29 protein-coding genes are annotated in these 24,046 nt (G+C 58.1%); 2 read left to right on the top strand and 27 right to left on the bottom strand.

The window, feature by feature from the left end:
• Positions 1-52 precede the first annotated feature (52 nt).
• Together ACR0MP_RS01785 and ACR0MP_RS01780 are read left to right on the top strand one after the other, a co-directional pair.
• Positions 53-451, top strand: a complete 399-nt coding sequence (locus ACR0MP_RS01785) for a DUF983 domain-containing protein (RefSeq protein WP_170397024.1) — start codon at positions 53-55, stop codon at positions 449-451.
• Positions 448-1,149: an NUDIX hydrolase gene (locus ACR0MP_RS01780; RefSeq protein ID WP_170597068.1), complete on the top strand. Its 702-nt coding sequence runs from the start codon at positions 448-450 to the stop codon at positions 1,147-1,149. Before ACR0MP_RS01785 ends, ACR0MP_RS01780 begins: the two co-directional genes overlap by 4 nt.
• Here the strand turns inward: ACR0MP_RS01780 and ACR0MP_RS01775 are convergent.
• From ACR0MP_RS01775 to ACR0MP_RS01645, 27 genes are all read right to left on the bottom strand, one after another.
• Entirely contained in the window at positions 1,146-2,813 is a 1,668-nt protein-coding gene (locus ACR0MP_RS01775; RefSeq protein ID WP_223117779.1) for a ribonuclease J, read from the bottom strand. The two genes, ACR0MP_RS01780 and ACR0MP_RS01775, sit on opposite strands and share 4 nt — an antisense overlap.
• Positions 2,810-3,589, bottom strand: coding sequence for a type III pantothenate kinase (locus ACR0MP_RS01770; RefSeq protein WP_170397028.1), 780 nt, complete (start codon positions 3,587-3,589; stop codon positions 2,810-2,812). Before ACR0MP_RS01770 ends, ACR0MP_RS01775 begins: the two co-directional genes overlap by 4 nt.
• A 12-nt stretch (positions 3,590-3,601) precedes the next feature.
• The gene (locus tag ACR0MP_RS01765; RefSeq protein WP_170403973.1) at positions 3,602-4,351 is read right to left on the bottom strand and encodes a biotin--[acetyl-CoA-carboxylase] ligase; all 750 of its coding nucleotides are present in this window, start codon (positions 4,349-4,351) and stop codon (positions 3,602-3,604) included.
• Positions 4,352-4,407: 56 nt separating this feature from the next.
• A complete protein-coding gene (nuoN, locus tag ACR0MP_RS01760) occupies positions 4,408-5,850 on the bottom strand; it encodes an NADH-quinone oxidoreductase subunit NuoN (protein WP_170397032.1) in 1,443 nt (480 codons plus the stop codon).
• Positions 5,851-5,865: 15 nt separating this feature from the next.
• A complete protein-coding gene (locus ACR0MP_RS01755) occupies positions 5,866-7,410 on the bottom strand; it encodes an NADH-quinone oxidoreductase subunit M (RefSeq protein WP_480885631.1) in 1,545 nt (514 codons plus the stop codon).
• Positions 7,410-9,539, bottom strand: a complete 2,130-nt coding sequence (gene nuoL, locus ACR0MP_RS01750; RefSeq protein WP_170403979.1) for an NADH-quinone oxidoreductase subunit L — start codon at positions 9,537-9,539, stop codon at positions 7,410-7,412. The genes ACR0MP_RS01755 and nuoL overlap by 1 nt, the downstream gene beginning before the upstream one ends.
• A 6-nt stretch (positions 9,540-9,545) precedes the next feature.
• Positions 9,546-9,851 (bottom strand): NADH-quinone oxidoreductase subunit NuoK, encoded by a 306-nt coding sequence (gene nuoK, locus ACR0MP_RS01745; RefSeq protein WP_005984024.1) that lies wholly within the window; start codon positions 9,849-9,851, stop codon positions 9,546-9,548.
• A 4-nt stretch (positions 9,852-9,855) separates the two neighbouring features.
• The gene (locus ACR0MP_RS01740; protein WP_170397038.1) at positions 9,856-10,458 is read right to left on the bottom strand and encodes an NADH-quinone oxidoreductase subunit J; all 603 of its coding nucleotides are present in this window, start codon (positions 10,456-10,458) and stop codon (positions 9,856-9,858) included.
• Complete coding sequence (locus ACR0MP_RS01735; RefSeq protein ID WP_010442761.1) at positions 10,455-10,865, bottom strand: carboxymuconolactone decarboxylase family protein; 411 nt, start codon at positions 10,863-10,865, stop codon at positions 10,455-10,457. The genes ACR0MP_RS01740 and ACR0MP_RS01735 overlap by 4 nt, the downstream gene beginning before the upstream one ends.
• Complete coding sequence (gene nuoI, locus ACR0MP_RS01730) at positions 10,862-11,356, bottom strand: NADH-quinone oxidoreductase subunit NuoI (RefSeq protein ID WP_170397042.1); 495 nt, start codon at positions 11,354-11,356, stop codon at positions 10,862-10,864. The genes ACR0MP_RS01735 and nuoI overlap by 4 nt, the downstream gene beginning before the upstream one ends.
• A 1-nt stretch (position 11,357) precedes the next feature.
• Positions 11,358-12,395 carry an NADH-quinone oxidoreductase subunit NuoH gene (gene nuoH, locus ACR0MP_RS01725; protein WP_170403982.1) on the bottom strand — a complete coding sequence of 346 codons (1,038 nt, stop codon included), beginning with the start codon at positions 12,393-12,395 and terminating at the stop codon, positions 11,358-11,360.
• Positions 12,396-12,599: 204 nt separating this feature from the next.
• Positions 12,600-14,621 (bottom strand): NADH-quinone oxidoreductase subunit NuoG, encoded by a 2,022-nt coding sequence (nuoG, locus tag ACR0MP_RS01720; protein ID WP_480885629.1) that lies wholly within the window; start codon positions 14,619-14,621, stop codon positions 12,600-12,602.
• A 2-nt stretch (positions 14,622-14,623) separates the two neighbouring features.
• A complete protein-coding gene (locus ACR0MP_RS01715; RefSeq protein WP_255612031.1) occupies positions 14,624-15,028 on the bottom strand; it encodes a DUF5333 domain-containing protein in 405 nt (134 codons plus the stop codon).
• Positions 15,029-15,126: 98 nt separating this feature from the next.
• Positions 15,127-15,486: a hypothetical protein gene (locus tag ACR0MP_RS01710; protein ID WP_170403988.1), complete on the bottom strand. Its 360-nt coding sequence runs from the start codon at positions 15,484-15,486 to the stop codon at positions 15,127-15,129.
• 76 nt (positions 15,487-15,562) lie between these two features.
• Complete coding sequence (locus ACR0MP_RS01705; RefSeq protein ID WP_170403991.1) at positions 15,563-16,066, bottom strand: DUF3291 domain-containing protein; 504 nt, start codon at positions 16,064-16,066, stop codon at positions 15,563-15,565.
• Positions 16,063-16,479 (bottom strand): MAPEG family protein, encoded by a 417-nt coding sequence (locus ACR0MP_RS01700; RefSeq protein ID WP_170397051.1) that lies wholly within the window; start codon positions 16,477-16,479, stop codon positions 16,063-16,065. The genes ACR0MP_RS01705 and ACR0MP_RS01700 overlap by 4 nt, the downstream gene beginning before the upstream one ends.
• Positions 16,480-16,484: 5 nt before the next feature.
• A complete protein-coding gene (nuoF, locus tag ACR0MP_RS01695; protein WP_170403997.1) occupies positions 16,485-17,783 on the bottom strand; it encodes an NADH-quinone oxidoreductase subunit NuoF in 1,299 nt (432 codons plus the stop codon).
• A 6-nt stretch (positions 17,784-17,789) separates the two neighbouring features.
• Complete coding sequence (locus ACR0MP_RS01690) at positions 17,790-18,017, bottom strand: DUF5337 domain-containing protein (protein ID WP_170404000.1); 228 nt, start codon at positions 18,015-18,017, stop codon at positions 17,790-17,792.
• Positions 18,018-18,047: 30 nt separating this feature from the next.
• Positions 18,048-19,148 carry an NADH-quinone oxidoreductase subunit NuoE gene (gene nuoE / locus ACR0MP_RS01685; protein WP_170404003.1) on the bottom strand — a complete coding sequence of 367 codons (1,101 nt, stop codon included), beginning with the start codon at positions 19,146-19,148 and terminating at the stop codon, positions 18,048-18,050.
• The gene (locus ACR0MP_RS01680; RefSeq protein WP_010442773.1) at positions 19,148-20,371 is read right to left on the bottom strand and encodes an NADH-quinone oxidoreductase subunit D; all 1,224 of its coding nucleotides are present in this window, start codon (positions 20,369-20,371) and stop codon (positions 19,148-19,150) included. The genes nuoE and ACR0MP_RS01680 overlap by 1 nt, the downstream gene beginning before the upstream one ends.
• Positions 20,371-20,496, bottom strand: coding sequence for a hypothetical protein (locus tag ACR0MP_RS01675; protein ID WP_480570709.1), 126 nt, complete (start codon positions 20,494-20,496; stop codon positions 20,371-20,373). The genes ACR0MP_RS01680 and ACR0MP_RS01675 overlap by 1 nt, the downstream gene beginning before the upstream one ends.
• Positions 20,496-20,669 carry a hypothetical protein gene (locus ACR0MP_RS01670; protein ID WP_170397057.1) on the bottom strand — a complete coding sequence of 58 codons (174 nt, stop codon included), beginning with the start codon at positions 20,667-20,669 and terminating at the stop codon, positions 20,496-20,498. Before ACR0MP_RS01670 ends, ACR0MP_RS01675 begins: the two co-directional genes overlap by 1 nt.
• A gap of 3 nt (positions 20,670-20,672) precedes the next feature.
• Positions 20,673-21,275, bottom strand: a complete 603-nt coding sequence (locus ACR0MP_RS01665) for an NADH-quinone oxidoreductase subunit C (protein ID WP_480885626.1) — start codon at positions 21,273-21,275, stop codon at positions 20,673-20,675.
• A 12-nt stretch (positions 21,276-21,287) separates the two neighbouring features.
• Positions 21,288-21,821 (bottom strand): NuoB/complex I 20 kDa subunit family protein, encoded by a 534-nt coding sequence (locus ACR0MP_RS01660; RefSeq protein ID WP_010442777.1) that lies wholly within the window; start codon positions 21,819-21,821, stop codon positions 21,288-21,290.
• Complete coding sequence (locus ACR0MP_RS01655; protein ID WP_170404012.1) at positions 21,812-22,177, bottom strand: NADH-quinone oxidoreductase subunit A; 366 nt, start codon at positions 22,175-22,177, stop codon at positions 21,812-21,814. The genes ACR0MP_RS01660 and ACR0MP_RS01655 overlap by 10 nt, the downstream gene beginning before the upstream one ends.
• 182 nt (positions 22,178-22,359) lie before the next feature.
• Positions 22,360-23,142 carry a crotonase/enoyl-CoA hydratase family protein gene (locus ACR0MP_RS01650; RefSeq protein WP_170404015.1) on the bottom strand — a complete coding sequence of 261 codons (783 nt, stop codon included), beginning with the start codon at positions 23,140-23,142 and terminating at the stop codon, positions 22,360-22,362.
• 3 nt (positions 23,143-23,145) lie between these two features.
• Positions 23,146-24,000, bottom strand: coding sequence for a hydroxymethylglutaryl-CoA lyase (locus ACR0MP_RS01645; RefSeq protein WP_170397063.1), 855 nt, complete (start codon positions 23,998-24,000; stop codon positions 23,146-23,148).
• Positions 24,001-24,046: the final 46 nt, after the last annotated feature.

The raw sequence follows: 24,046 nt of genomic DNA, 5'->3' as shown, positions 1-24,046 counted from the left end.
CGTTGGGTTTGATCCTGCCTATATGCCTCCAGGAAAGATGCGCGAGATACATATGATTGACCAAACTATTGACAGTTCGCTCGAAGAAGACCGCCCAACAAAACCCGCATTGATCCGAGGGTTCCGGTGCAAATGCCCGAATTGCGGTGAGGGTGCGCTGTTGCACAGCTATCTCAAGGTGAATGACACCTGTTCGGAATGCGGGCAGGAATTGTTCCATCATCGCGCTGATGACGGCCCGGCCTACCTGACGATCCTGCTGGTGGGGCACCTTCTGGCACCCGCCCTTCATGTCTCTTACGTGCAGTGGCGTCCCGATCCATGGACCATGGCGATTGCATTCTCGATCGGATGCGTCGCGCTGTCCCTGTTCCTTCTGCCCCGTCTCAAAGGGGCCGTGGTCGCCTATCAATGGGCGCGGCGGATGCACGGGTTTGGCAAGGCCGGATGACGGCGGATAAAACCGCAATCCGGGATGCTGCTACCGTAATCGTATTGCGTGATCGGTTCACAGACCCGTCGATCCTGATGGGCCAACGCGGTGCCAAGGCTGCGTTCATGCCGAACAAATTCGTGTTCCCGGGCGGCGCGGTTGATGCTTCCGATGCGGGCATCTCGCTCAGCACGCCATTGCCCGATCTATGCACCGATCGCCTGTCACAACAATCAGCGCCAAACTTGCAGACCTCTCTGGCTGTCGCGGCGATCCGAGAGTTGTGGGAAGAAACCGGGCTTATTCTGGGGCAACAAGGGGATTGGCAAGGCGCGATCCCGGCCGATTGGCAAAGCTTTGCGGCGATGGGCTACCTGCCGTCTGCAGAAGCACTGCAATTTGTCTTTCGCGCAGTCACACCACCGGGACGACCCCGCCGGTTCGACGCCAGGTTCTTTCTGGTCGATGCGGACGCGATTCAGGGGGATCTTGACGACTTCACCCATGCCTCGGACGAGCTATCGCATTTGCAATGGGTCAAGATCAGCCAAGCGCGGGAGTACGACCTGCCCTTCATCACCGAAGTTGTTCTGGCCGAAGTCGCCGCCCGTGCAGAGGACCAGAACCCGCCTGAAACCGTTCCCTTCTTTCTCAACAACGAAGAGGCCAGCCTTTTCCTGCAGCTTCGGGGCTATCCGATGCCCTATGCAGATTAACGCATTCGGCTAACAACCACTGTTACCTCGGGTTTCTTGCCGATCTCGGCCTGCGCGGTCTGACGTGCGATCCGGCGCAACCCTTCTTCCAGTTTGTCGTCATCACGCAGCGTCTTTGCGCCCGCACGCATCAGGAACTGGTTCAGGTCCTCTTCCAGCACCTCAATCAGCCCCGCGCGGGATGATCCCGTTTCGGGCAGGCCCATCGTATCGCACCACGGCTCACCCAGCGGTTCGTCTTCTTCGTCCAATATCACGGTGATGATGATATGGCCGTTCAGCGCCATCCGAATCCGGTCGCGCACCACGCCGTCCAAGGCGCCGATTTTGACTGTACCATCCAGATAGGTCCGGCCAGTCTCGATATAATCCGCCACTTTGGGCGCATTCCCAGTCAGATCCAGCATAGTGCCGTTAACAGCGAGAATCCCAGTGCGACCACCCGTTTCGGCCAGTTTGGCATGCTCACGCAAGTGGCGGTGTTCGCCATGCATCGGGATGACCATCTGCGGATCGATCAGAGCGTGAACCTTCTCAAGATCAGGCCGGTTGGCGTGACCCGAGACGTGATACAGACCAGAGCTGTCATCGACCACATCCACGCCCTTCTCACTGAGCTGGTTCATGATGCGGATCACGCCACGTTCATTGCCGGGAATAGTCTTGGACGAGAACAGAAACAGATCGCCCTCTTTCGCTTCTAGCCCGCGATACTTACCGCGCGCCAGTTGGGCGCTGGCTGCGCGGCGTTCGCCTTGGCTGCCAGTCACAATCAACATCAGGTTCGCGCGCGGCACGTCGACGGCCTCTTCGGCGCTGATAACTTTTGGAAAATCGGTCAGGATGCCGGTCTCGGTCGCCGCCTCGATCATACGCCGCATCGCGCGACCCAGCAGAACGACCGAACGGCCGGCTTTCTGTCCCGCCTCTGCCAGCGTTTTCACGCGTGCCACGTTCGAGGCAAACGTGGTTGCGATGACCATGCCGCTGGCCTCTTGAACCAGACGGGTGATCTCGGGGCCGACTTCGGATTCCGAACGCCCGGGATGGCTTGAGAACACATTGGTACTGTCACAGACCAACGCTTTGACGCCGGGCTTTGCCACCTCGGCCCACAGATCGGGATCGAATGGTTCGCCCACGACCGGGTTGGAATCGAGCTTGAAATCCCCCGTATGCACCACGCGTCCGGCAGGCGAGTCGATAACGAGCCCTGCACTTTCAGGGATGGAATGCGAAACCGGCAGGAAACCAACGGTAAACGGGCCAGCCTTGATCTGTTCGGGCCATGGAGACGCAGTTTGCACCGCCTCGGTCGGGTGGCCGCGTTCTTCCATCTTGCGACGCGCGATATTGGCGGTAAAAGCGCGCGCGTAGACCGGCGCGCCCAAAGCCTCATAACAGTGGGCCACCGCCCCGACATGATCTTCGTGCGCGTGGGTGACAAAAACTGCTTCCAGCTGATCGGCACGCTCTTTCAGCCAGGTGATGTCTGCAAAGATCAGATCCACGCCGGGCGAGGTGTCCATGTCCGGGAAGGCAACGCCAAGATCCACAAGGATCAACCGCTCTTGGCCCGGCTTACCGTAACCATAGACATAGGCATTCATGCCGATTTCGCCTGCACCGCCCAGCGGCAGATAGATCAGTCGTTCACTGCTCATGTTGAGCCATTTTCCTTGTTATAGCGATGTATCACGGTCAACCCGTGCATCGTCAGATCATCCTCGATAGCGTCAAAACCCACGTCAGCCTGATCAAAAAGAGGCGCCAGACCCCCGGTACCGACGACTTTCATCGCCATTCCGTATTCAGCTTTCACGCGCGAGATCAGCCCTTCGATCAGGCCGGAATATCCCCAATACACGCCGGACTGGATACAGCCAACCGTGTTTGTTCCAATCACTTTTTCGGGCCTCGTGATGTCGATATGCGGCAACGCCGCTGCACCCTGATGCAGTGCCTCAAGGCTCAGGTTCACGCCAGGGGCGATGATACCACCGACGTAGGCGCCGTCGGCTGCGACCACGTCGAAATTCGTGGCCGTCCCAAAGTCAACCACAACCACATTGCCGCCATGGCGGTCGAACGCCGCCGCCGCGTTGGCCAACCGGTCCGGACCGGGCACGGTGCCTTCGTCCACGCGCGGATTGACCGGCAGCAGGCAATCTGGCTTGCCAACAACAATCGGCCGGCATCCAAAAAAGCGATCAGCAAAGACCCGCAGGTTGAACACCACGCGTGGCACGGTTGAGGCGATGATCACATCCGAGATATCAGCTTCGATACCGTAGTGTTTCACCAAGGTTGAATACCAGGTGAAATAGGCATCCGCTGTGCGGGCATGATGAGTTGAGGTGCGCAGGGTGCACAGAAACTTTTCGCCATCCCAGATCGAGAAAACGGTGTTGGTATTGCCGCAATCAATCGCCAGAAGCATCCCGCGCCCCTTTCAGAAGTACACATCCGCAGCCGGAATGCTGACCCGGCCCTTGGCGGTGTTTAGGACAAGGCTGCCACCCACGTCTACCGTTTCGAAGGTTCCAACCGTTTCGGACGTGGCTGTACGAGCGGTTATGACTTCGCCCAACCGCGCTGCTCGGGATAGCCAGGCGGTGCGGATCGGTTCGAACCCGTAGGTCATGAACTGGGTCTCATAATGCGCATAAGCTACCGCCAGTTCGGTCAGAAAATCCTCGGGGGTGGTGAGCGCGCCGGTTTCCGAGAGCAGAGAAACCGGTCGCACCGCTCCGGCTTCGACGCGATCAGTGCCCGGTGCCTCGGACAGGTTCACCCCAACCCCTATCGCCAGATGTGACACGCCCCGGCCCTGCCCCGTGCTTTCTAGCAGGATACCCGCTAGTTTTCCGCCGTTGAGCAGCACGTCATTGGGCCATTTCAGTGCCAAACCTACTGCGCGCCCTGTTACCGCCACACAGGCATCATACAGGGCGAGCGCTGCGACAAAACTTCGAAGCGCCGCCTGTTCCGGATCACCCGGCGGGCGCATCAGCAAAGTCGCTGCCAGATTACCTTTGGGGTTGGCCCAGGCTCGCCCGCGCCGACCACGCGCGGCGGTCTGATGATGTGCCATGATCCAGACCGGACCGGTCGCTGTTGGCGCAAGCCGCACCGCCTCATTCAGAGTACTGTCGACTTCTTTCAGTATATGCAGGCCATATCCCTGCGGCCATTCGCTCATGTCAAAAAGGCCCGGTCGCGCGAGACCGAGCCTCGGTTGTTCGAAACGCGGCAGTATCAGTTGACAAGCGTCGCCGCAGCAGCTGCAGCTGCCCCTTCCACACCGAACTGATAAAATACGCCAATCAACATCAGAGCCGCAGAGCCCATCAGCGCTGCCCACAAAACCGGGGTCGAGCGGATCTCGATCGGGTCTTCATTCTCCGCCCCGAAATACATGTAGAACACGATCCGCAGATAGTAGAACGCACCAATGACCGAGGCGATGGCCGAGACGATCACCAGCCCGAACAGGTCGGCATCGATACCCGCTTGCCAGACGCCGAACTTGGCGAAGAAGCCCAGCATCGGTGGCACGCCCGCCAGACTGAACATCAAGATCAGGACCGCCAGAGCTTTGCCCGGATCGCGCTTCGAGAACTGACGTAGCGCATCAATATCAGTGACCGGTTTGCCATCACGCTCCATCATCAGGATGAATGCGAAGGTTCCGATATTCATCGTCACATAGATGGCCAGATACATCAGCATTGCCTTGATGCCCATCTCGGTCCCGGCGGCCAGTCCGATCAGAGCATATCCCATATGGGCAATCGACGAAAACGCCATCAGCCGCTTGATGTCACGCTGCCCAATGGCCGCAACCGCGCCCAGCAGCATCGACAGGACCGAAAGCAGCACGATCACTTGCTGCCAATCCTTGATCACGCCTCCGAAGGCATCATGCATCAGGCGCGCGAACAGGGCCATCGCAGCCACTTTCGGAGCGGTGGCGAAGAACGCGGTAATCGGGGTCGGAGACCCTTCATACACATCCGGCGTCCACATGTGGAACGGCACGGCCGAGACCTTGAAGGCCAGACCCGAGATCATGAACACCAGGCCAAACAGGAGGCCAATCGAGACATCTCCATGATGCACCGTTTGGATGATGCCCGAAAACAGCGTGGTGCCAGTGAAGCCGTAAACCAGCGACGCACCATAGAGCAGCAAGCCAGAACTCAACGCGCCCAGCACGAAGTATTTCAGACCGGCTTCGGTGGATTTGGCACTGTCGCGCCGCAAGGCGGCGACGACGTAAAGTGACAGCGACTGCAGCTCAAGCCCCATATAAAGCGACATCAGATCGCCTGCGCTAACCATCATCATCATGCCTACAGCCGCAAGTGCGACCAGCAGAGGATATTCAAAGCGCAGCAGATCGCGGCGCGCCATATATTCCTGGCTCATCAGCAATACCGCAGCGGCAGACAGCAGAATCGCAACCTTTGCAAATCGAGCAAAGCCGTCATCCACAAACATGCCGTTGAAGGCCACGTTAGTACCTTCGCCATTCATCGCAATCCAGATTGCCAACACCGCCATCAGACCTGAAGTGGCCCAGACCAGCATGGGAGCCAGAGCATCCTTGGTGGTGTAGACAGCCCCGATCAGCGCCGCCATCGCATAAATTGCCAGAACAATTTCCGGCAGGATGATTGTCAGATCAGCCTGGATCATGTCTCCAAAGCCCCCTTAATGCGAAGCGGCTGTCTGGGTTGCGGCTTCAGCCGCGGCCAGAGCCGTGTCATAGTTCGAGATTAGCGCTGCGGTGGATTGCCCGATCACATCGGTCACCAGCGAGGGATAAACCCCAAGCAGAATGGTCATCACGATCAGCGGCGCGAAGATCAGCCGCTCGCGCGAGCTCATGTCTGTGATGGCCTTGAGGCTTTCCTTGATCAGATCTCCAAAGACTACCCGGCGATAGAGCCATAGCGCATAGCCCGCCGAGAAGATCACACCGGTTGCAGCCACAGCCGTCACCCAGGTGTTGACCTGGAATGAGCCCATCAGGGTCAGGAATTCCCCGATGAAGCCCGATGTACCAGGCAAGCCGACATTGGCCATGGTGAACAGCATGAAGACCAGAGCGTAAGCCGGCATCCGGATGACCAAACCGCCATACGCCTCGATATCGCGGGTGTGCATCCGGTCATAGATCACGCCAACACACAGGAAGAGCGCTGCGGAAATGAACCCATGACTGAGCATCTGGAAGATCGCGCCATCAATGCCCTGCTGGTTCGCTGCAAAGATACCCATGGTCACAAAGCCCATATGCGCGACCGAGGAATAGGCGATCAGCTTCTTCATATCCTCCTGCACCAGCGCGACCAGAGAGGTGTAGACAACAGCAATCGCCGACATCCACAGCACCACATCGGTCATCACCGCAGACCCCACCGGGAACATCGGCAGGCTGAAGCGCAGGAAGCCATAGCCGCCCATCTTCAACAGGATCGCCGCCAGCACGACCGAACCTGCCGTCGGCGCCTGAACGTGCGCATCCGGCAGCCAGGTATGCACCGGCCACATCGGCATCTTCACCGCGAACGACGCGAAGAAGGCCAGGAACATCAGCGTCTGCATGCCGCCGACGATATAGATGCCCAGTACGCTGAACCCTTCGGACGAGAACTGATGGCTCATCAGCGCCTCGATATCCGTGGTGCCCGCATCCGCATACATCGCAACCATCGCCACCAGCATCAGCACCGAGCCGAGGAAGGTGTATAGGAAGAACTTGAAGCTCGCATAGATGCGGTCCTTGCCACCCCAGATACCGATGATCAGGAACATCGGGATCAGGCCCGCCTCGAAGAACAGGTAAAACAGCACGAGATCCAGCGCCATGAACACGCCCAGCATCAGCGTTTCCAGCAGCAGGAATGCGATCATGTATTCCTTGACCCGGTCCGTGACCTGCCAGCTGGCCAGAATGGTCAGCGGCATGATGAAGGTGGTCAGCAGCACGAAAAGAACGCTGATCCCATCGACACCCATCTTGTACTTCAGGCCCAGCAGCCACTCGCCCTCTTCCACCATCTGGAAGCCGGTGTTGGACGGATCAAAGCCGGTATAGATGCCGATTGAGACCAGAAAGGTCACGGTTGTGGCAACCAGCGCAACCCATTTGGCGTTGCGCTGCGCGGCTACGTCCTCGCCATGCAGAAACAGGGCCAGAATGCCTGCTGCGATGGCGGGGATGAAGGTGACAATAGATAGGATATTGTCCATTAGTTTGCGCCTCCGCCGATCGACATCCAGGTGACAAGAGCGGCGATGCCCAAAACCATCCAGAAGGCGTAAGTAAAGATGTAACCCGTCTGAGCTTTGCCTGCGAGGCGGGTAAAGAAGGGCACGACGCCCATCGAAACCCCGTTCAGGAAGCCATCAATCGTGTTGCCGTCACCGCGTTTCCACAGGAACCGACCCAGCGCAATGGTAGGTTTGACAAAGATCGCGTCGTAGATCTCGTCAAAGTACCACTTATTCTTGAGAAACAGGTACAGCGGCCGCTGGTTCGCCGCCAGACGAGCGGGCAGCGACGTGTTCACGATGTAGAACCAATAGGCGACGACAAAACCCAGCAGCATAGCAACAAAAGGCGATACTTTGACCCATTTCGGAGCCTCATGCGCATCGTTCAGGACATTGTTGTCAGGTGCCATATACAGCGCGCCTTCGCCTGGCTCACCGCCAAAGCTGGCATGCTTTTTGTCCGCCTTGTAGCCACCCTCGCCTTTATCAGCCTTCGCGTCGCCTTGGTCGTCATCTGCCTTGGCCTCACCATGAGATGCGTCTGCGGCAACTTCGCCATGACCGCCAGTCTCTTCCGCCAGCGGAATACCGTAGAACTTGGCCACTTTATCGGTGTAGCCGAAGAACTGGTTGTACCACAGCATCCCCGAGAACGCCGCGCCCAGAGACAGTACCCCCAGCGGGACCAGCATGACCATCGGACTTTCATGCGCGTGCTCATGCGTATGCTTGTCGCCACGCGGCTCGCCATAGAAGGTTAGGAATATCAAACGCCAGCTGTAGAATGAGGTGAACACCGCTGCGATCACCAACATCCAGAAGGCATAACCTGTGCCACCTACAAAGGCGCTTTCGATGATGGCATCCTTCGACAGAAACCCGGCGAAGCCAAACGTGGTCAGCGGGATGCCCACACCGGTAATGGCCAGCGTGCCGATCATCATCGCCCAGAACGTATAGGGGATTTTCTTCCGCAGACCGCCGTACTCGGTCATCTCTTGCTCATGATGCATCGCATGGATCACTGAACCAGCACCAAGGAACAGCAGCGCCTTGAAGAACGCGTGCGTCAGCAGATGGAACATCGCGGCTGAGTACATGCCAACGCCGGCGGCGACAAACATGTAACCCAATTGCGAACAGGTCGAATACGCAATGACCCGCTTGATATCGGTCTGCACTAAGCCCACGGTTGCTGCGAAAAACGCAGTCGAAGCGCCAAGGAAGGCTATGAACCCGGTGGCCCCCGGTGCGAACTCCATCAGCGGCGACATACGGCAGACCAGGAACACACCTGCGGTAACCATGGTCGCAGCGTGGATCAGCGCGGACACAGGGGTCGGACCTTCCATCGCATCCGGCAGCCAGGTGTGTAGTATCAACTGCGCCGATTTACCCATCGCGCCGATGAACAGCAGTACACAGATCACCTCGATCGCGGTCCACTCACCCCAGAGGAAGCTCAGTTTTTCCTCCGCCAATGCCGGGGCCGATGCGAATATGTCTGAGAAATTGATGCTGTCGGTCAGGAAGAACAGCGCGAAGATCCCAAGCGCAAAGCCGAAATCGCCCACTCGGTTCACGATGAACGCTTTCATCGCCGCTGCATTGGCGCTGGGCTTGCGATAATAAAACCCGATCAGCAGGTACGAGGCGACACCCACGCCTTCCCAGCCAAAGAACATCTGAACCAGATTGTCCGCCGTCACCAGCATCAGCATGGCGAAGGTGAAGAACGACAGATAGGCAAAGAAACGCGGCTTATAGCTTTCGCCTTCACGCCATTGCGGGTCGTGATCCATGTAGCCGAACGAATACAAGTGAACCAGCGCCGAAACGGTCGTCACCACGATCAGCATGATCGCCGTCAGACGGTCCAGACGAATGGCCCAGCTTGTCGACAGCGAACCACTTTCGATCCAGCGCATGATCTCAATCTGCTGGGTGTGGCCATCAAATGAAAGGAAGACGATCCAGCTGAGCAGGCAGGCCAGAAACAGCAGGCCCGTTGCGGTCCACATGGCGGCTTTCTCACCAATGAAGCGCCAGCCAAAACCGCAGATCAACGCACCCACGAGCGGGGCAAAGAGGATGGTGGTTTCCATATTCTCTTACCCCTTCATCATATTGACGTCTTCAACCGCGATGGTGCCACGGTTGCGGAAGAAGCAGACCAGAATGGCAAGACCAATCGCCGCCTCAGCCGCCGCAACTGTCAACACGAACAGCGTAAAGACCTGCCCGACCAGATCGCCGAGGAAACTAGAGAACGCAACGAGGTTGATATTCACCGCCAGCAGCATCAACTCGATGCTCATCAGCAGGATGATGACGTTTTTGCGGTTCAGAAAGAGACCGAAGATGCCGATGACGAATAGCGTCGCCGCGACCGTAAGATAGTGTTCAAGTCCGATCATCGTCTCAAAGTCCCTGCCCCGGTTTCACGTCCTTCAACTCCATCGCTTTGGCCGGGTCGCGCATCATCTGGCCGATGATGTCCTGACGCTTGATGTCCTGACGGTGGCGCAGTGTCAGCACAATGGCACCGATCATGGCCACCAGCAGGATCAGGCCCGCCAGTTGGAACAGAAGGAAGTATTGATCGTATAGAATGACGCCGAGCGCCTCAGTGTTGTGGCGGTCGCTCGGTACCGGCTGCGCCAGATTGGCGGCGGCACCCTGCGCGCTGTCCCATGCTCCGATGGCCATGACGAACTGCATCAGGATCACCAATCCGATCAACAGCGCCAGCGGCATGTAGCGCGCCATCTCGGCCTTCAGCTCGGCAAAGTCCACATCCAGCATCATCACCACGAAGAGGAACAGAACCGCGACCGCGCCGACGTAAACGATAATCAGCAGCATCGCCACGAACTCGGCCCCCAGCAGCACGAACAGGCCCGCCGAGGACAGAAAGGACAGGATCAGCCACAGCACCGAATGCACCGGCTGGCGGCTGATCACCGTGAACAGCCCGCCGGTGATGGCGCTGATGGCAAACAGATAGAAGGCAAAGACGGTCATTGATCCTCATCCTCGTTATCACCCATGACCTCTTGCGCCAGATCCAGCGCACGGGTCATGGCCGGGATGCCGGCAAAGACCGACATCTGACCGATCGTTTCCACGATCTCTTGTTTCTTCGCGCCAGCTTCCAGCGCGTGGCGCACGGTCTGACGCACCGCCGAGTCTGCCTGAGCGCCCTGACAGGTCAGCCCGGCCAGCGTAAGCAGCAGGCGTGTCTTGGCATCCAGCCCGTCCTTGTTGACGGTATTGCCGAACATCATCTCCATGACCTCTTTCGGCATGGTCGGCCACAACGCCTCAAACCCTTTGGGCGAGAAATTCTCCATCGCCGGGTTCATCGCCTTGGCCATGTCCTGAGCTTGCTTCATCATCAGCTCGAACGGATTTGTCGGACTGTCACTCATCTGTACGGCGCGTCCATTTCCAGATTGCGAGCAATTTCGGCTTCCCAGCGTTCGCCGTTATCCAGCAGTTTCTGCTTGTCGTAGAACAACTCTTCCCGGGTTTCGGTGGCGAATTCGAAATTCGGGCCCTCGACGATGGCATCAACCGGACATGCCTCCTGGCAGAAACCGCAATAGATGCATTTGGTCATGTCGATGTCATAGCGCGTGGTGCGGCGGCTTCCGTCTTCGCGCGGCTCGGCATCGATGGTGATGGCTTGTGCAGGACAGATCGCTTCGCACAGTTTGCAGGCGATGCAGCGTTCCTCACCGTTCGGATAACGGCGCAGGGCATGTTCACCCCGGAACCGCGGGGACAAGGGCCCCTTTTCATGCGGGTAGTTCACGGTGGCTTTTGGGGCGAAGAAGTATTTCAAGCCCAATTTCATTCCGACCCAGAAGTCCTGCAGCAGGAAATATTTGGCGGCGCGGGTGTAGTCGATTTGAGTCATATCAGCCTCCTACGCTCCAACGGGCAAACGCGCCCCAGAACCAGTCGAATTTCGCCGCGAAGGCCACGAAGACGACCCAGACGAGGCTGAACGGCAAGAACACTTTCCAACCCAGGCGCATCAACTGGTCATAGCGGTAGCGGGGTGTGATCGCCTTGACCATCGCGAAGATGAAGAAGAAGAACGCCATCTTGGCAACCATCCACAATACGCCGTCAGGCAGGCCTGGGATCGGGGACAGCCAGCCGCCAAAGAACAGCAGTGTGGTCAGAGCACACATCAGGAAGATGGCGATGTATTCACCGGCCATGAAAAGCAGGAAAGGCGTGGCCGAGTATTCGACCTGATAGCCTGCAACCAGTTCCGATTCCGCCTCGGGCAGATCGAAGGGTGGCCGGTTGGTTTCAGCCAATGCCGAGATGAAAAACAGGAACACCATCGGGAAATGCGGCAGCCAGTACCAGCCGAAGAACCCGAACGAGCCATCCTGTGCGCGGACGATATCACCAAAGTTCATCGAACCGGTCGAGATGATGATGCCGATGATGATCAGACCGATGGATACCTCGTATGAAATCATCTGCGCGGCAGAGCGCAGCGACCCAAGGAATGGATACTTTGAGTTCGACGCCCAACCACCCATAATCACGCCATAAACCTCAAGCGATGAGACTGCGAAGACATAGAGGATGGCGACGTTGATGTCCGACAGGACCCAGCCATCGTTGAACGGGATCACCGCCCAGGCGATCATCGCGAGGACAAAACTGGTCAATGGTGCGAGGATAAACACTGTACGGTCGGCACCTGCGGGAATGACGACCTCTTTCACCACATATTTCAGTGCGTCCGCCACCGATTGCAGCAGGCCGTATACGCCGACAACGTTGGGGCCGCGACGCATCTGGACGGCGGCCCAGATCTTGCGGTCGCCGTAAACGAGGAACAACAGCGAGATCATCACGAACGCAACAACAGCAAGCACTTGCGCCAGAATGATGATGGCTATTCCGCCTGGGGTGTTAAAGAAGTCAGCCATTGGTCCTCACACCGTGGGTATTTTGGTTTCCGCGTGCGATGCAAAGGCCAGATGCCTGCGCAATCTGCGGCTGGGTCGGCGCGTTGGTGTAAACAGCATCTGCCGTCTGTACGCCACCCTTAATCTTCAATTTCACACGCAAATCCGGCGCGGCTATCTGCCACCCGGGCACCGCGTACGTCTGCGATATGAAACGTTTCTGGTTCATTCAGCCGCAATCTTCTCAGTCTTGCGGGTCTGCGCCTGTGCCGATAGTTCGGCCATCAATTGCGAGGCGCGGGCAATCGGGTTGGTCAGGTAGAAATCCTTGATTGCATTGCGGAAGCTGGCTTCACCCAATTTTCCGGCTTGTAGCGCCACTGCTTCATTCTCAATCACCTCATCAATGCGCGCCAGATGCGGAACAGATTCGAGCAAGGAGGTGCGCAATTGAGCCAATGTATCGTAGGGCAGAGTAGCCCCCAGCTCGGCAGATAACGCCCTTAGGATTGCCCAGTTTTCCTTGGCCTCTCCCGGTGCAAAGCCTGCGCGCATGGCGAGTTGAGGACGCCCTTCGGTGTTCACGAACAGACCGTTTTCTTCTGTGTAAGCCGCCCCCGGCAGGATCACATCTGCGCGGTGCGCGCCACGATCGCCGTGACTACCCTGATAGATCACAAAAGCACCCTCGCCGATCTCGACCTCATCGGCACCGAGGTTATAGATCACATCGGCCGCGTTGACCGCCTCCATGCCACTTTCGTTGGTCGCATCCACATCCATCGCACCCACGCGCGATGCTGCGGTGTGCAGAACGATCAGCCCACTTTCGGTATTTCTTGCAATGGCTTGCGCGGCGGCCAGAACGGCAGAGCCATCGGCCTCCTGCAGCGCGCCCTGCCCGACGATGACAAGAGAGCGCTTGCTCTTGATCTCATCGTCACCACCCATATCAACGACGGTCTGCAGCGCGGCACGGTCGCCGCCTAAATGGTGATACTCATAGGTCAGATCGACGGCAGGCCCGACCAGGGCCACCTCGGCACCGTGTGCCCAGGCCTTGCGGATACGAGCATTCAAAACCGGAGCCTCGTCACGCGGGTTGGTCCCGATCAACAGGATACGTTCAGCCGCATCAATATCTTCGATTGCCGCGGTCCCGGCATAGGCTGCTCGGTTACCCGCAGGCAGTTTGGCGCCGTCGGTGCGGCACTCAACGATACCGCCTTGCCCTTCGATCATCTGTTTCAGCGCATAGATGGCCTCAACCGAAGCCAGATCACCTACGATCCCAGCCGGTTTCTCGGCCCCCTTAAGAACCTCAGCAGCTTTGTTCAGTGCTTCTGGCCATGTGGCAGGACGCAGCTTGCCGTTTTCGCGCACATAAGGCCTGTCCAGTCGCTGACGCCGTAAGCCGTCCCAGACAAAGCGGGTCTTGTCGCTGATCCATTCCTCGTTCACACCGTCATGGTTGCGCGGCAGAAAGCGCATCACTTCACGCCCTTTGGTATCTACACGGATGCTTGAGCCCAAAGCGTCCATCACGTCGATACTCTCGGTTTTGGTCAGTTCCCAAGGGCGAGCGGTGAATGCATATGGCTTCGAGGTCAACGCCCCTACCGGGCACAGATCGATGATGTTGCCCTGCAGGTTCGAATCCAGCGTCTGGTTCAGGTACGAGGTGATCTCGGCATCTTCGCCGCGTCCGGTCTGACCCATCTGGGTGATCCCGGCGACCTCTGTGGTGAAGCGCACGCAACGAGTACAACTGATGCAGCGAGTCATCGCGGTGCCAACCAGCGGACCAAGGTCCAGATCATCCACGGCACGCTTGGCTTCTTTGAAGCGCGTCCCTGACAGACCATAGGCCATGGCCTGATCCTGCAGGTCACACTCACCGCCCTGATCGCAGATCGGGCAATCCAGCGGGTGGTTGATCAGCAGAAACTCCATCACCCCTTCGCGGGCCTTCTTGACCATGGGCGAGTTCGTCTTGACCACCGGTGCCTGCCCTTCCGGACCCGGACGCAGATCGCGCACCTGCATCGCGCAGGAGGCCGCCGGTTTCGGCGGGCCGCCCACGACCTCGACCAGACACATCCGGCAGTTCCCGGCAATCGACAGACGCTCGTGATAGCAAAAGCGCGGCACCTCGACCCCGGCCTGCTCGCAGGCCTGGATCAGTGTCATCGCGCCATCGACTTCGATTTCCTGCCCGTCGATATTGACTTTGCGGAGGTCAGACATCGCTAGTTCGCCCTCAAATACACGCCTATGGCGCTGTTTCTTTCAATCTCTTTCCGCCCTAACGTGCAGAAAGAATTGGGATTTTCATACGACACGCCGTTTTGGATCAGATACGCCTCACCCTTGGCGCGCATCCTGTCTTTTTCGGCATCCGAGTCCACATAGGCGCGGATTTCCTTGTCCGAATATCCCAATTTGTTCGCCTTGGACCGCAGATCCCACATCACCCCAATCGCCTTAAGTCGACGCCCGCTGATCGACGGACAGTACTCCGAAATCTCATTTGCGATCGCGATGTAGTAGAGTTCGTTGTCGATCTCTTTGACATCCCTCAAGGGTGGTTTGGCTTCGGCCATTACAGGCATCGAAATCGCGCAAATCGCGGCCAGAAGTCGTACAACGGTCATGACATTTCCTTTCGTCTTGGGATTCCCAAGACGGCGGTCAGCCGGGCTGCTATGCAATAACAGCCCATGGGTTTTGCCGTGATATGCGATACGGTGGCTCATGGTCGCTGACAGCTTCCGGCATATGTGAGCTTATCGTTTTCGATCCGTAGATTTTGCGGCTCGGTCTCCGGCCCAACCTTCCATACAATTCTGGACGATCCAAAATTCTGAATGCAGAATTTTGTGCCCTCATAACGGCCTGCTTCGCGTGCGCCTTCCAATGACTGCGAAACGCCATTCACAGTCACAGTGAAATCGGTAGGTGTCGTCTTCTTATCCACGTGTTTAGCGTTGGCGTTGAAGAAAATGCCGTCAAACGCCACGCGGGTCGCCCTCGATTTCGCTGTACCGCAGGCAGATACAAGTAAGCTTCCCACCAATACCATTGTCATTACGAATACGCGTTTCGCCATCATGACCACTCCTGTTTCGTGGCTGGCGCTTGTGGCATCCGCTGATGCGCAGGAGAAAGCGTATGAATCAACATCCCGTTCACTCCGCCGCGACCTGTACGCAACGATTGTCGCGCCACTTGCTGGCCTGTTTCAATTCTGCCCACCCAAAGGCATGCTCGCTGGGTCCTTCCGAGCGCAGCTTTTCCAGACGATCCAGCGCTTCGGCCAAACTGGGGCAATGCCCTTCCCGCACCCACCACATGACAAAATGTTGTTCGCCAAGGATTTCGAACCACTCTTGCCGACGCTCGTAGAACTGTTTGTGGATAGTCCCCCAAACAAATTTCTCAAGGCTGGCGACGTCTTCCCAAACCGTCAGGTTCGCGACGAATTGCGGATCATCCCCGATGCTGTTTTCGGTGTTGCCTGTTCCCGGTTCTCCGGACCCTTCCATCATCCAGACAAAGCCGGACATCCGCTTGCCAAGCCCGTTGACGCGATCCAGGTTGGCCATGAATTCAGCCACGCGCGGATCGTCTGTTGGCGCCAACAAACGGCCGACATTCAACTCGGCCAGATGATATCCTTCGGGCTGGATCAAAACGCGGCCACCAACGCAATAAGGCCAAGAATGAACATGCAGGCCCATCCAACCACATAAGCAACAGACCGGACCCCGCTATGCGGCTTGCCGATCCCGCGCAGGTGAATCACCAACATAACAACCCGCGCCAGCAGCGCTATTGAGGCCAGCAGGTTCACCCAGAACGGGCTGGCCCCCAACAGGATCGCCGCGACTGTAACAGTCAAAAAGGCAGGCAGAGTTTCAGTGCCGTTCAGATAAGCGCGGTTCAAACGATAGGCCCTGTCCGAATAATCCTGATCCGGAGTGGCCCCCGGTGCCAGCCCCTTGCCCGCTTTTGCAAGCGCCGAGAACGGCGACATGAACAGAACGATCAGGGTAAAGATCACCAAAGCGGCGATCGCGTGGGAATATTCGGCATAGACTTCCATCGATTTTACTCCGCTGCCATCGCACCCATGCGGCCCGATTTCTGGGCCTTGATGCGGTCCTCTATTTCTTCTCGGAAATTGCGGATCAGACCTTGGATCGGCCAAGCGGCGGCATCGCCAAGGGCGCAGATTGTGTGGCCTTCAACCTGTTTGGTGACGTCAAACAGCATGTCGATCTCTTCCAGTTCGGCTTCACCGCGTACAAGACGGTCCATCACGCGCATCATCCAACCAGTGCCTTCACGACATGGCGTACACTGGCCGCAACTTTCGTGCTTGTAGAACTTCGACAACCGCCAGATTGCCTTGATGATGTCGGTGGACCTGTCCATCACGATGACCGCTGCCGTGCCCAGACCCGAACCCAGTTCTCCGCGCAGATAGTCAAAATCCATGATCGCGTCGCGCATGTTCTCACCGCGCACGCATGGCACCGAAGACCCGCCGGGTATTACCGCCAGCAGATTGTCCCAGCCGCCACGAATGCCGCCGCAATGGGTTTCAATCAGCTCTTCGAAGGAGATCGACATCGCCTCTTCGACGACACAGGGGTTGTTCACATGGCCCGAGATCGCAAACAGCTTGGTGCCCGCGTTGTTCTGACGGCCAAAGCCTGCGAACCAGTCGGCACCACGCCGCAGAATCGTGGGCACAACGGCAATCGATTCCACATTGTTCACCGTGGTCGGGCAGCCATAAAGACCCGCTCCCGCCGGAAACGGAGGCTTCATGCGCGGCATACCCTTCTTGCCCTCAAGGCTTTCGATCAGAGCAGTTTCCTCGCCGCAGATATAAGCCCCAGCGCCGTGATGCAGGAACAGGTCGAAATCCCAGCCGGAACCAGCAGCATTCTTCCCGAGCAGACCCGCGTCATAGGCTTCGTCAATCGCGGCCTGCAGAGCCTCACGCTCGCGGATGTATTCGCCGCGCAGGTAGATGTAGCAAGTATGCGCGTTCATTGCGAAAGACGCGATCAGGCACCCCTCGATCAGCGTGTGCGGATCATGACGCATAATCTCGCGGTCTTTGCACGTCCCGGGTTCGGATTCATCCGCGTTCACCACCAGATAAGCCGGGCGACCATCGCTTTCCTTGGGCATGAAAGACCATTTCAGACCGGTCGGGAAACCCGCACCACCACGGCCGCGCAGACCTGAGTCTTTCATTGTCTGGATGATCCAGTCGCGGCCTTTCTCGATCAGGCCAGCGGTGCCGTCCCAATGCCCGCGGGCCTGCGCGCCTTTCAACGTGCGCTCATGCATCCCGTAGATGTTGGTAAAGATCCTGTCCTGATCCTTCAGCATCGCGTGTTACCTTTGGCTGTCCTGACGCATGCGCCAGAGTTGAAATATGTTGACGCCCGCATAGATGAATCCTGCCAAAGCGGCAAAATCAAACAGCAGCGCATAACGCCCCGGCAATCCGATTGCAGGGCCAATGAACAAGGTCATTCCAAGCCAAATCACCATCGTCACCGCAATGACGATGCCGATATGTCGGCCCTTGCGGGCAATGGCCAGTTCCTTGTCCGTATCCATCTTGTCCTGATGCCCTAGGCGGGCACTCGTTTAATCTTCGTAAGTGCCGTCTTCTTTGGCACGTTTGGCAAACTCGGTTTCTTCACCTGCAGCCAGTTTCGCGGCTTGTTCGATCCACCCGTCCCGCTCGATCCGGCCTTTGAATTTCAGCCGTGCATCGACCCAGGCCACCTGCTCAGGCGTCCATGCAGCGATCTGGTCATAATGATAAAAGCCCAGCCCGTTCAGGGTTTCTTCCAGCTTCGGACCAACGCCCTTGAGCATCTTGAGATCATCCGGCTTGCCACCCCGCGCTTCTTTCAGCGTTTCCGGCTGATCCTCTTTCGCTGCTTTCGCTTCTGCGGCCTGTTTCACAGCAGGTTTCGCGGGGGTCGGCGCTTTGGGTGGCTTCGGCGCGGCTTTGGTCGCTGCTGCTTTGCCATCCTTGCCCAGCCACGGGGTCAGGATCGGAACCTCGGTCCCGTCGATGCGCTTGACGGTATCACCCAGATCGCTCGCTAGCTGGACGCTGGCGTTATACTGCGTTCTGCCGCTGTCATATTCTGTCAGGCTTGTCAGCCCTTTGAGGGGTTCCGCCGCATAGCGCCCGTTCTGAGGACCCGGAGTCGGCACTTTGCCCGCCACCAGATCATCGAGAATCTTGCCAAAGCTCTCGGTCGTCAGATCTTCGTAATAATCCTTACCGATCTGCGCCATCGGGGCATTGGTGCAAGATCCGAGGCATTCCACCTCTTCCCAGCTCAGCTTACCGTCAGCAGACAGTTCATGCGGCTTGGTCGCGATCTTTTCCTTGCAGACCGCAATCAGATCCTCGGCCCCGCAGATCATGCAGGATGTCGTGCCGCACACCTGAATATGTGCCACCGATCCAACCGGCTGCAGCTGGAACATGAAGTAGAACGACGCGACCTCAAGCACGCGGATATAGGCCATACCCAGCATGTCGGCGACGGATTCAATCGCCGGACGGCTCAGCCAGCCCTCTTGTTCTTGCGCACGCCACAGCAGCGGGATCACCGCGCTGGCCTGACGGCCTTCGGGGTATTTGGTGATCTGCGCTTCGGCCCATTGCTGGTTGGCAGCGGTAAAGGCAAAGCTTTCGGGTTGTTCGGGGTGAAGACGGCGGAGCATTAGCGGTCAATCTCTCCAAATACGACGTCCATGGTGCCGATGATGGCGGCGACGTCGGCCAGTTGGTGTCCTCCGGCAACGTGGTCCATGGCTTGCAGGTGCAGGAAACCCGGCGCGCGGAGTTTGGCGCGGTAGGGCTTGTTGGTGCCGTCGGCGACCAAATAGACGCCGAACTCGCCCTTGGGGGCTTCGACAGCGGCATAGACCTCGCCCGCAGGGACGTGGAAGCCTTCGGTATAGAGCTTGAAGTGATGGATCAGACTTTCCATCGAGGTCTTCATGTCCGAACGTTTCGGCGGGGTGATCTTGCCGCGTGCCAGAACGTCACCGGGGCAGTCACGGATTTTGGCGATGGCCTGACGGATGATCAGCAGCGACTGGCGCATCTCTTCCATGCGGACGAGATAGCGGTCATAGCAGTCGCCGTTTTTGCCGACGGGGATCTGAAACTCGAACTCGTCATAGCACTCATAGGGCTGCGCGCGACGCAGGTCCCAGGCCAGACCCGATCCACGCACCATCACGCCCGAGAAGCCGTATTTCTGAATGTCATCCTCGGTTACGACGCCGATATCGGCGTTGCGCTGTTTGAAGATGCGGTTTTCGGTCAGCAGTCCGTCAATGTCGTCCAGAACGGCAGGGAATTCATGGCTCCACGCCTCGATATCATCCAGCAATTCCGGCGGCAGATCTTGGTGGACACCGCCGGGGCGGAAATAGGCGGCGTGCAGGCGCGCGCCGCAAGCCCGCTCATAGAACACCATCAACTTCTCGCGTTCCTCGAACCCCCACAAAGGTGGGGTCAGCGCGCCCACATCCATCGCCTGCGTGGTCACGTTCAGCAGGTGGTTCAGGATGCGGCCGATCTCGGAATACAGCACCCGGATCAGCGATCCGCGACGCGGTACTTCAACACCGGTCAGTTTTTCGATGGCCAGACACCAGGCATGTTCCTGGTTCATCGGTGCCACGTAATCAAGACGGTCGAAATACGGCAGATTCTGCAGATACGTCCGGCTTTCCATCAGCTTTTCGGTACCACGGTGCAATAGGCCGATATGCGGGTCGCAACGTTCGACGATCTCGCCGTCCAGCTCAAGCACAAGTCGCAGAACTCCGTGCGCCGCAGGGTGTTGCGGGCCGAAGTTAATGTTGAAGTTGCGGATCTTCTGTTCTCCGCTCAGCGCGTCCGTGCTGCCGTCATCGTATCTTGAGCCGTCCATCAACGCCCTCGTTTCTTCTTCGCTTCGGCCCGTACCCGGACCTTTTCCGCCTCAGCTGCCTTGGCAGCGGCCCCAGCCAGCAGAACCCCAAGCGCCCCAAACGCAATCAGTTCCCCCAGACCCATCAGCGGCGCTCCATCTCTTGCAGTTTCATGGCCATGATCCAAATCAGGATCAGCGTTCCAATCGGGATGACGCAGGCTACGACCCAGTATTTCTCGATCCCGAAATGCGGTAGCAGTTTCAGCATCGGGATAATCGTGGCAACCGTGACGGCAATCCAGATCAGGAACTCCATGACTTACGACTCCTGTTTTTCATCCCCCGGAAGAATGTAGTTCGCACCTTCCCACGGGGACATGAAATCAAATTGACGGTATTCCTGAACCAATGAGACCGGTTCGTAGACCACGCGCTTTTGCGCTTCGTCATAGCGGACTTCAGTATAGCCAGTGGTCGGGAAATCCTTGCGCAGCGGATAGCCGCGGAAACCATAATCCGTAAGGATGCGTCGCAAGTCTGGATGACCTGAGAACAGGATGCCGAACATGTCGAACACCTCGCGCTCGAACCAATTGGCAGAGGGGTGCACGTCCACGACTGAAGGCACCATGTCATCTTCTCGGATCGAGACTCGCAAGCGAATGCGCTGGTTCTGATACATTGACAGGAAGTGGTAGACCACATCGAACCGCTTGGCCCGTTCGGGGTAGTCGACGCCGGTGATGTCAACCAGGGTCGAGAACTGGCAGGTCCGGTCACTTTTGAGAAACTCAATGAATTCCACCAGATTCGAAGGAGCCACATCGACGTTCAGCTCACCATGGGTGACATCCCAAGACAGAACGCAATCGGCCCGTTTCAGTTCCAGCTGCGCGCCGAGTTCTTTGAGTGCTTCGCTCATCTGCCCTCTCCCTTAGCGCACAATGGTGCCGGTGCGGCGGATTTTGCGTTGCAACTGCATCAGACCGTAAAGCAGCGCCTCGGCGGTGGGGGGGCAACCGGGGACATAGATATCCACCGGAACCACGCGGTCACAGCCGCGCACCACGGAATAGGAATAGTGGTAATACCCACCGCCATTCGCGCAGGACCCCATCGAGATCACATAGCGCGGCTCGGGCATCTGGTCATAAACCTTGCGCAGCGCCGGGGCCATCTTGTTGGTCAGCGTTCCAGCGACGATCATCACATCAGACTGGCGCGGAGACGCACGAGGCGCGATGCCGAACCGTTCCGCGTCATACCGTGGCATCGACGTGTGCATCATCTCTACCGCGCAGCAGGCCAGACCAAAGGTCATCCAGTGCAAGCTACCGGTCCGCGCCCAGTTGATGATGTCTTCGGTCGAGGTCAGCAGAAACCCCTTGTCCTGCAGTTCCGCGTTCAGGGCCTGGGTGGCGACTTCCTTGTCGACGCCGGCGGTGTTTGCGCCCGTCATCACTCCCATTCCAGGGCCCCTTTCTTCCATTCATAGGCAAAGCCGATGGTCAGCACCGCCAGGAACACCATCATCGACCAGAACCCAACATCGCTGATGTCTTTGAAGCCAACGGCCCAGGGGAACAGGAAGGCGATTTCCAGATCGAAGATGATGAAGAGAATCGCGACCAAATAGAATCGGACGTCGAATTTCATCCGCGCATCGTCGAATGCGTTGAAGCCACATTCATAGGCGCTGACCTTTTCGGGGTCGGGATTGCGGACAGCCAGGACCACAGAAGCCAGAATCAGTACGATTCCAAGGCCCACGGCAACGGCCAGAAACACCAGAATCGGGAGGTACTCCCGCAGCAGGTCTTCCACGTATAGCTCCTTTCCTGCGCAAGTCCCGAAAGGGTGCGCCGTCAATTGGCGATTTGACTGGACATTCTCTATCCCTGTGGGGTCAGAGGGTCAACCGAACAGAAACGCGCAGGTCGGCATTGTTACAATCATCCAGCGGGCTATTGCGGAGAATACTTCTGGAACAAAGCGATCGGCTAAACCTAACTAATCCATGTAGGTTTTCGTTTGTCGAAAAAGGCGCCGATTCCCTCTTGCGCCTCATCAGTTTCCCAACGCGCGACAAGCTGTCGAATGGTGTGGTCAATCACCGCGTCATCAATTCGCGGCCCAAGTGACTGGATCAGCTGCTTGGCCGAAGACACCGCACCGGGTGCACAGGACAGATAGGGTTGCACCTCAGCTTCGACCGCCTCGGCCAACGCCACAGCGGGCACCGCGCGGGTCAACAGGCCCAGTTCGACCGCTTCCGCCGCTTCGAACAGGCGGGCAGACATAAAGACGCGCCGCGACCGTGCTTCGCCCATTCGGGCAATGACATAGGGTCCAATCGTCGCCGGGATCAGGCCAAGCCGCGTCTCGGTCAGACCCATCTTCAGGCTTTCCACACCGATCGCCACATCGCAGACCGAGGCCATCCCGACACCTCCACCAAACGCGTTTCCCTGCAACGCGCCGATCAAGGGTTTGGGCAGCGTATTTAAGGCATTCAGCATCTCAGCCAGCTTGCGCGCTTCGGCAAAACGCGTCTCGGGATCGGCAGCCATCTGCGCCTGCATCCAACCCAGATCTCCCCCGGCGCAAAAGCTCTTGCCCGAGGCGGCCAGAACCACCACCCGCACCGCATCATCATTTGCCAATTGCCCAGCGGCCTGGGTTAGCTCTGCAATCATCTGAGCCGACAGTGCGTTGTGCTTCTCGGGTCGATCCAGCGTCAGAGTGGCCACGCCACGCGCGTCTGTGTTCAGCGTAATGGTCTCGAACATATCTTATTCCGCCCGCATTGCCCGCGCCATGCGCGCCGCCTGTTCCAGAACCGGCACATCCAGACCGGTCTCATATCCCAACCGTTCCAGATGTGCGGTCACGGCTTCGGTTGCGACATTACCGGCCGCACCCGGCGCATAAGGGCAACCACCCAGCCCGCCCACGGCGGTATCAAATACCCGCACACCCAAGGCAAGCGAAGCGTCTATGTTGTCGATTGCCCGCCCGTTGGTGTCATGAAAATGTCCTGCAAGTCGGGTAACCGGCACTCGTTCGCGCACGGCCAGCAGCATATGAGCAATCTTGTCCGGCGTTCCCTGCCCAATTGTGTCCCCCAGCGAAATCTCATAGCAGCCATGGGCAAACAGCGCGTCCGCTACCTCGGCCACCTTCTCGGGCGGGGTCGGGCCGTCATAGGGACAGTCGGTCACGCACGAGACATAGCCCCGGACGGGCAGATCAATATGTCGTGCTGCTTCGAGAATGGGCACAAAGCGTTCGATGGATTCGGCAATCGTTGCGTTTATGTTCGCTTTCGAGAACCCCTCGGACGCCGAAGCAAACACCGCGATCTCATCTGCCTTGGCTGCCAACGCGTCCTCATACCCGCGCATATTCGGCGTCAGCGCAGCGTACCGCACGCCTTCGGTCCGTGTGATTCCAGCCATAACTTCACCGCTGCCCGCCATTTGCGGGACCCATTTCGGTGAGACAAAACTGGCAACTTCGATCCGGTTGAAACCGGCCCGGCTGAGGCAATCGACCAAGGCGACCTTCTCGGCCACCGGGATCTCGCGCTGTTCGTTCTGCAGGCCGTCGCGTGGCCCGACCTCGAATATTTCGACCCGTTCTTTCATCAGCGCATCCCTTCCCGGTTTCTTATCGTTTCAATTGCGGATGGCC

Source organism: Ruegeria sp. K3 (assembly GCF_056531845.1).
The sequence above is the reverse complement of the archived record's forward strand: the minus strand, read 5'-3'. Positions and strand labels throughout refer to the sequence as shown.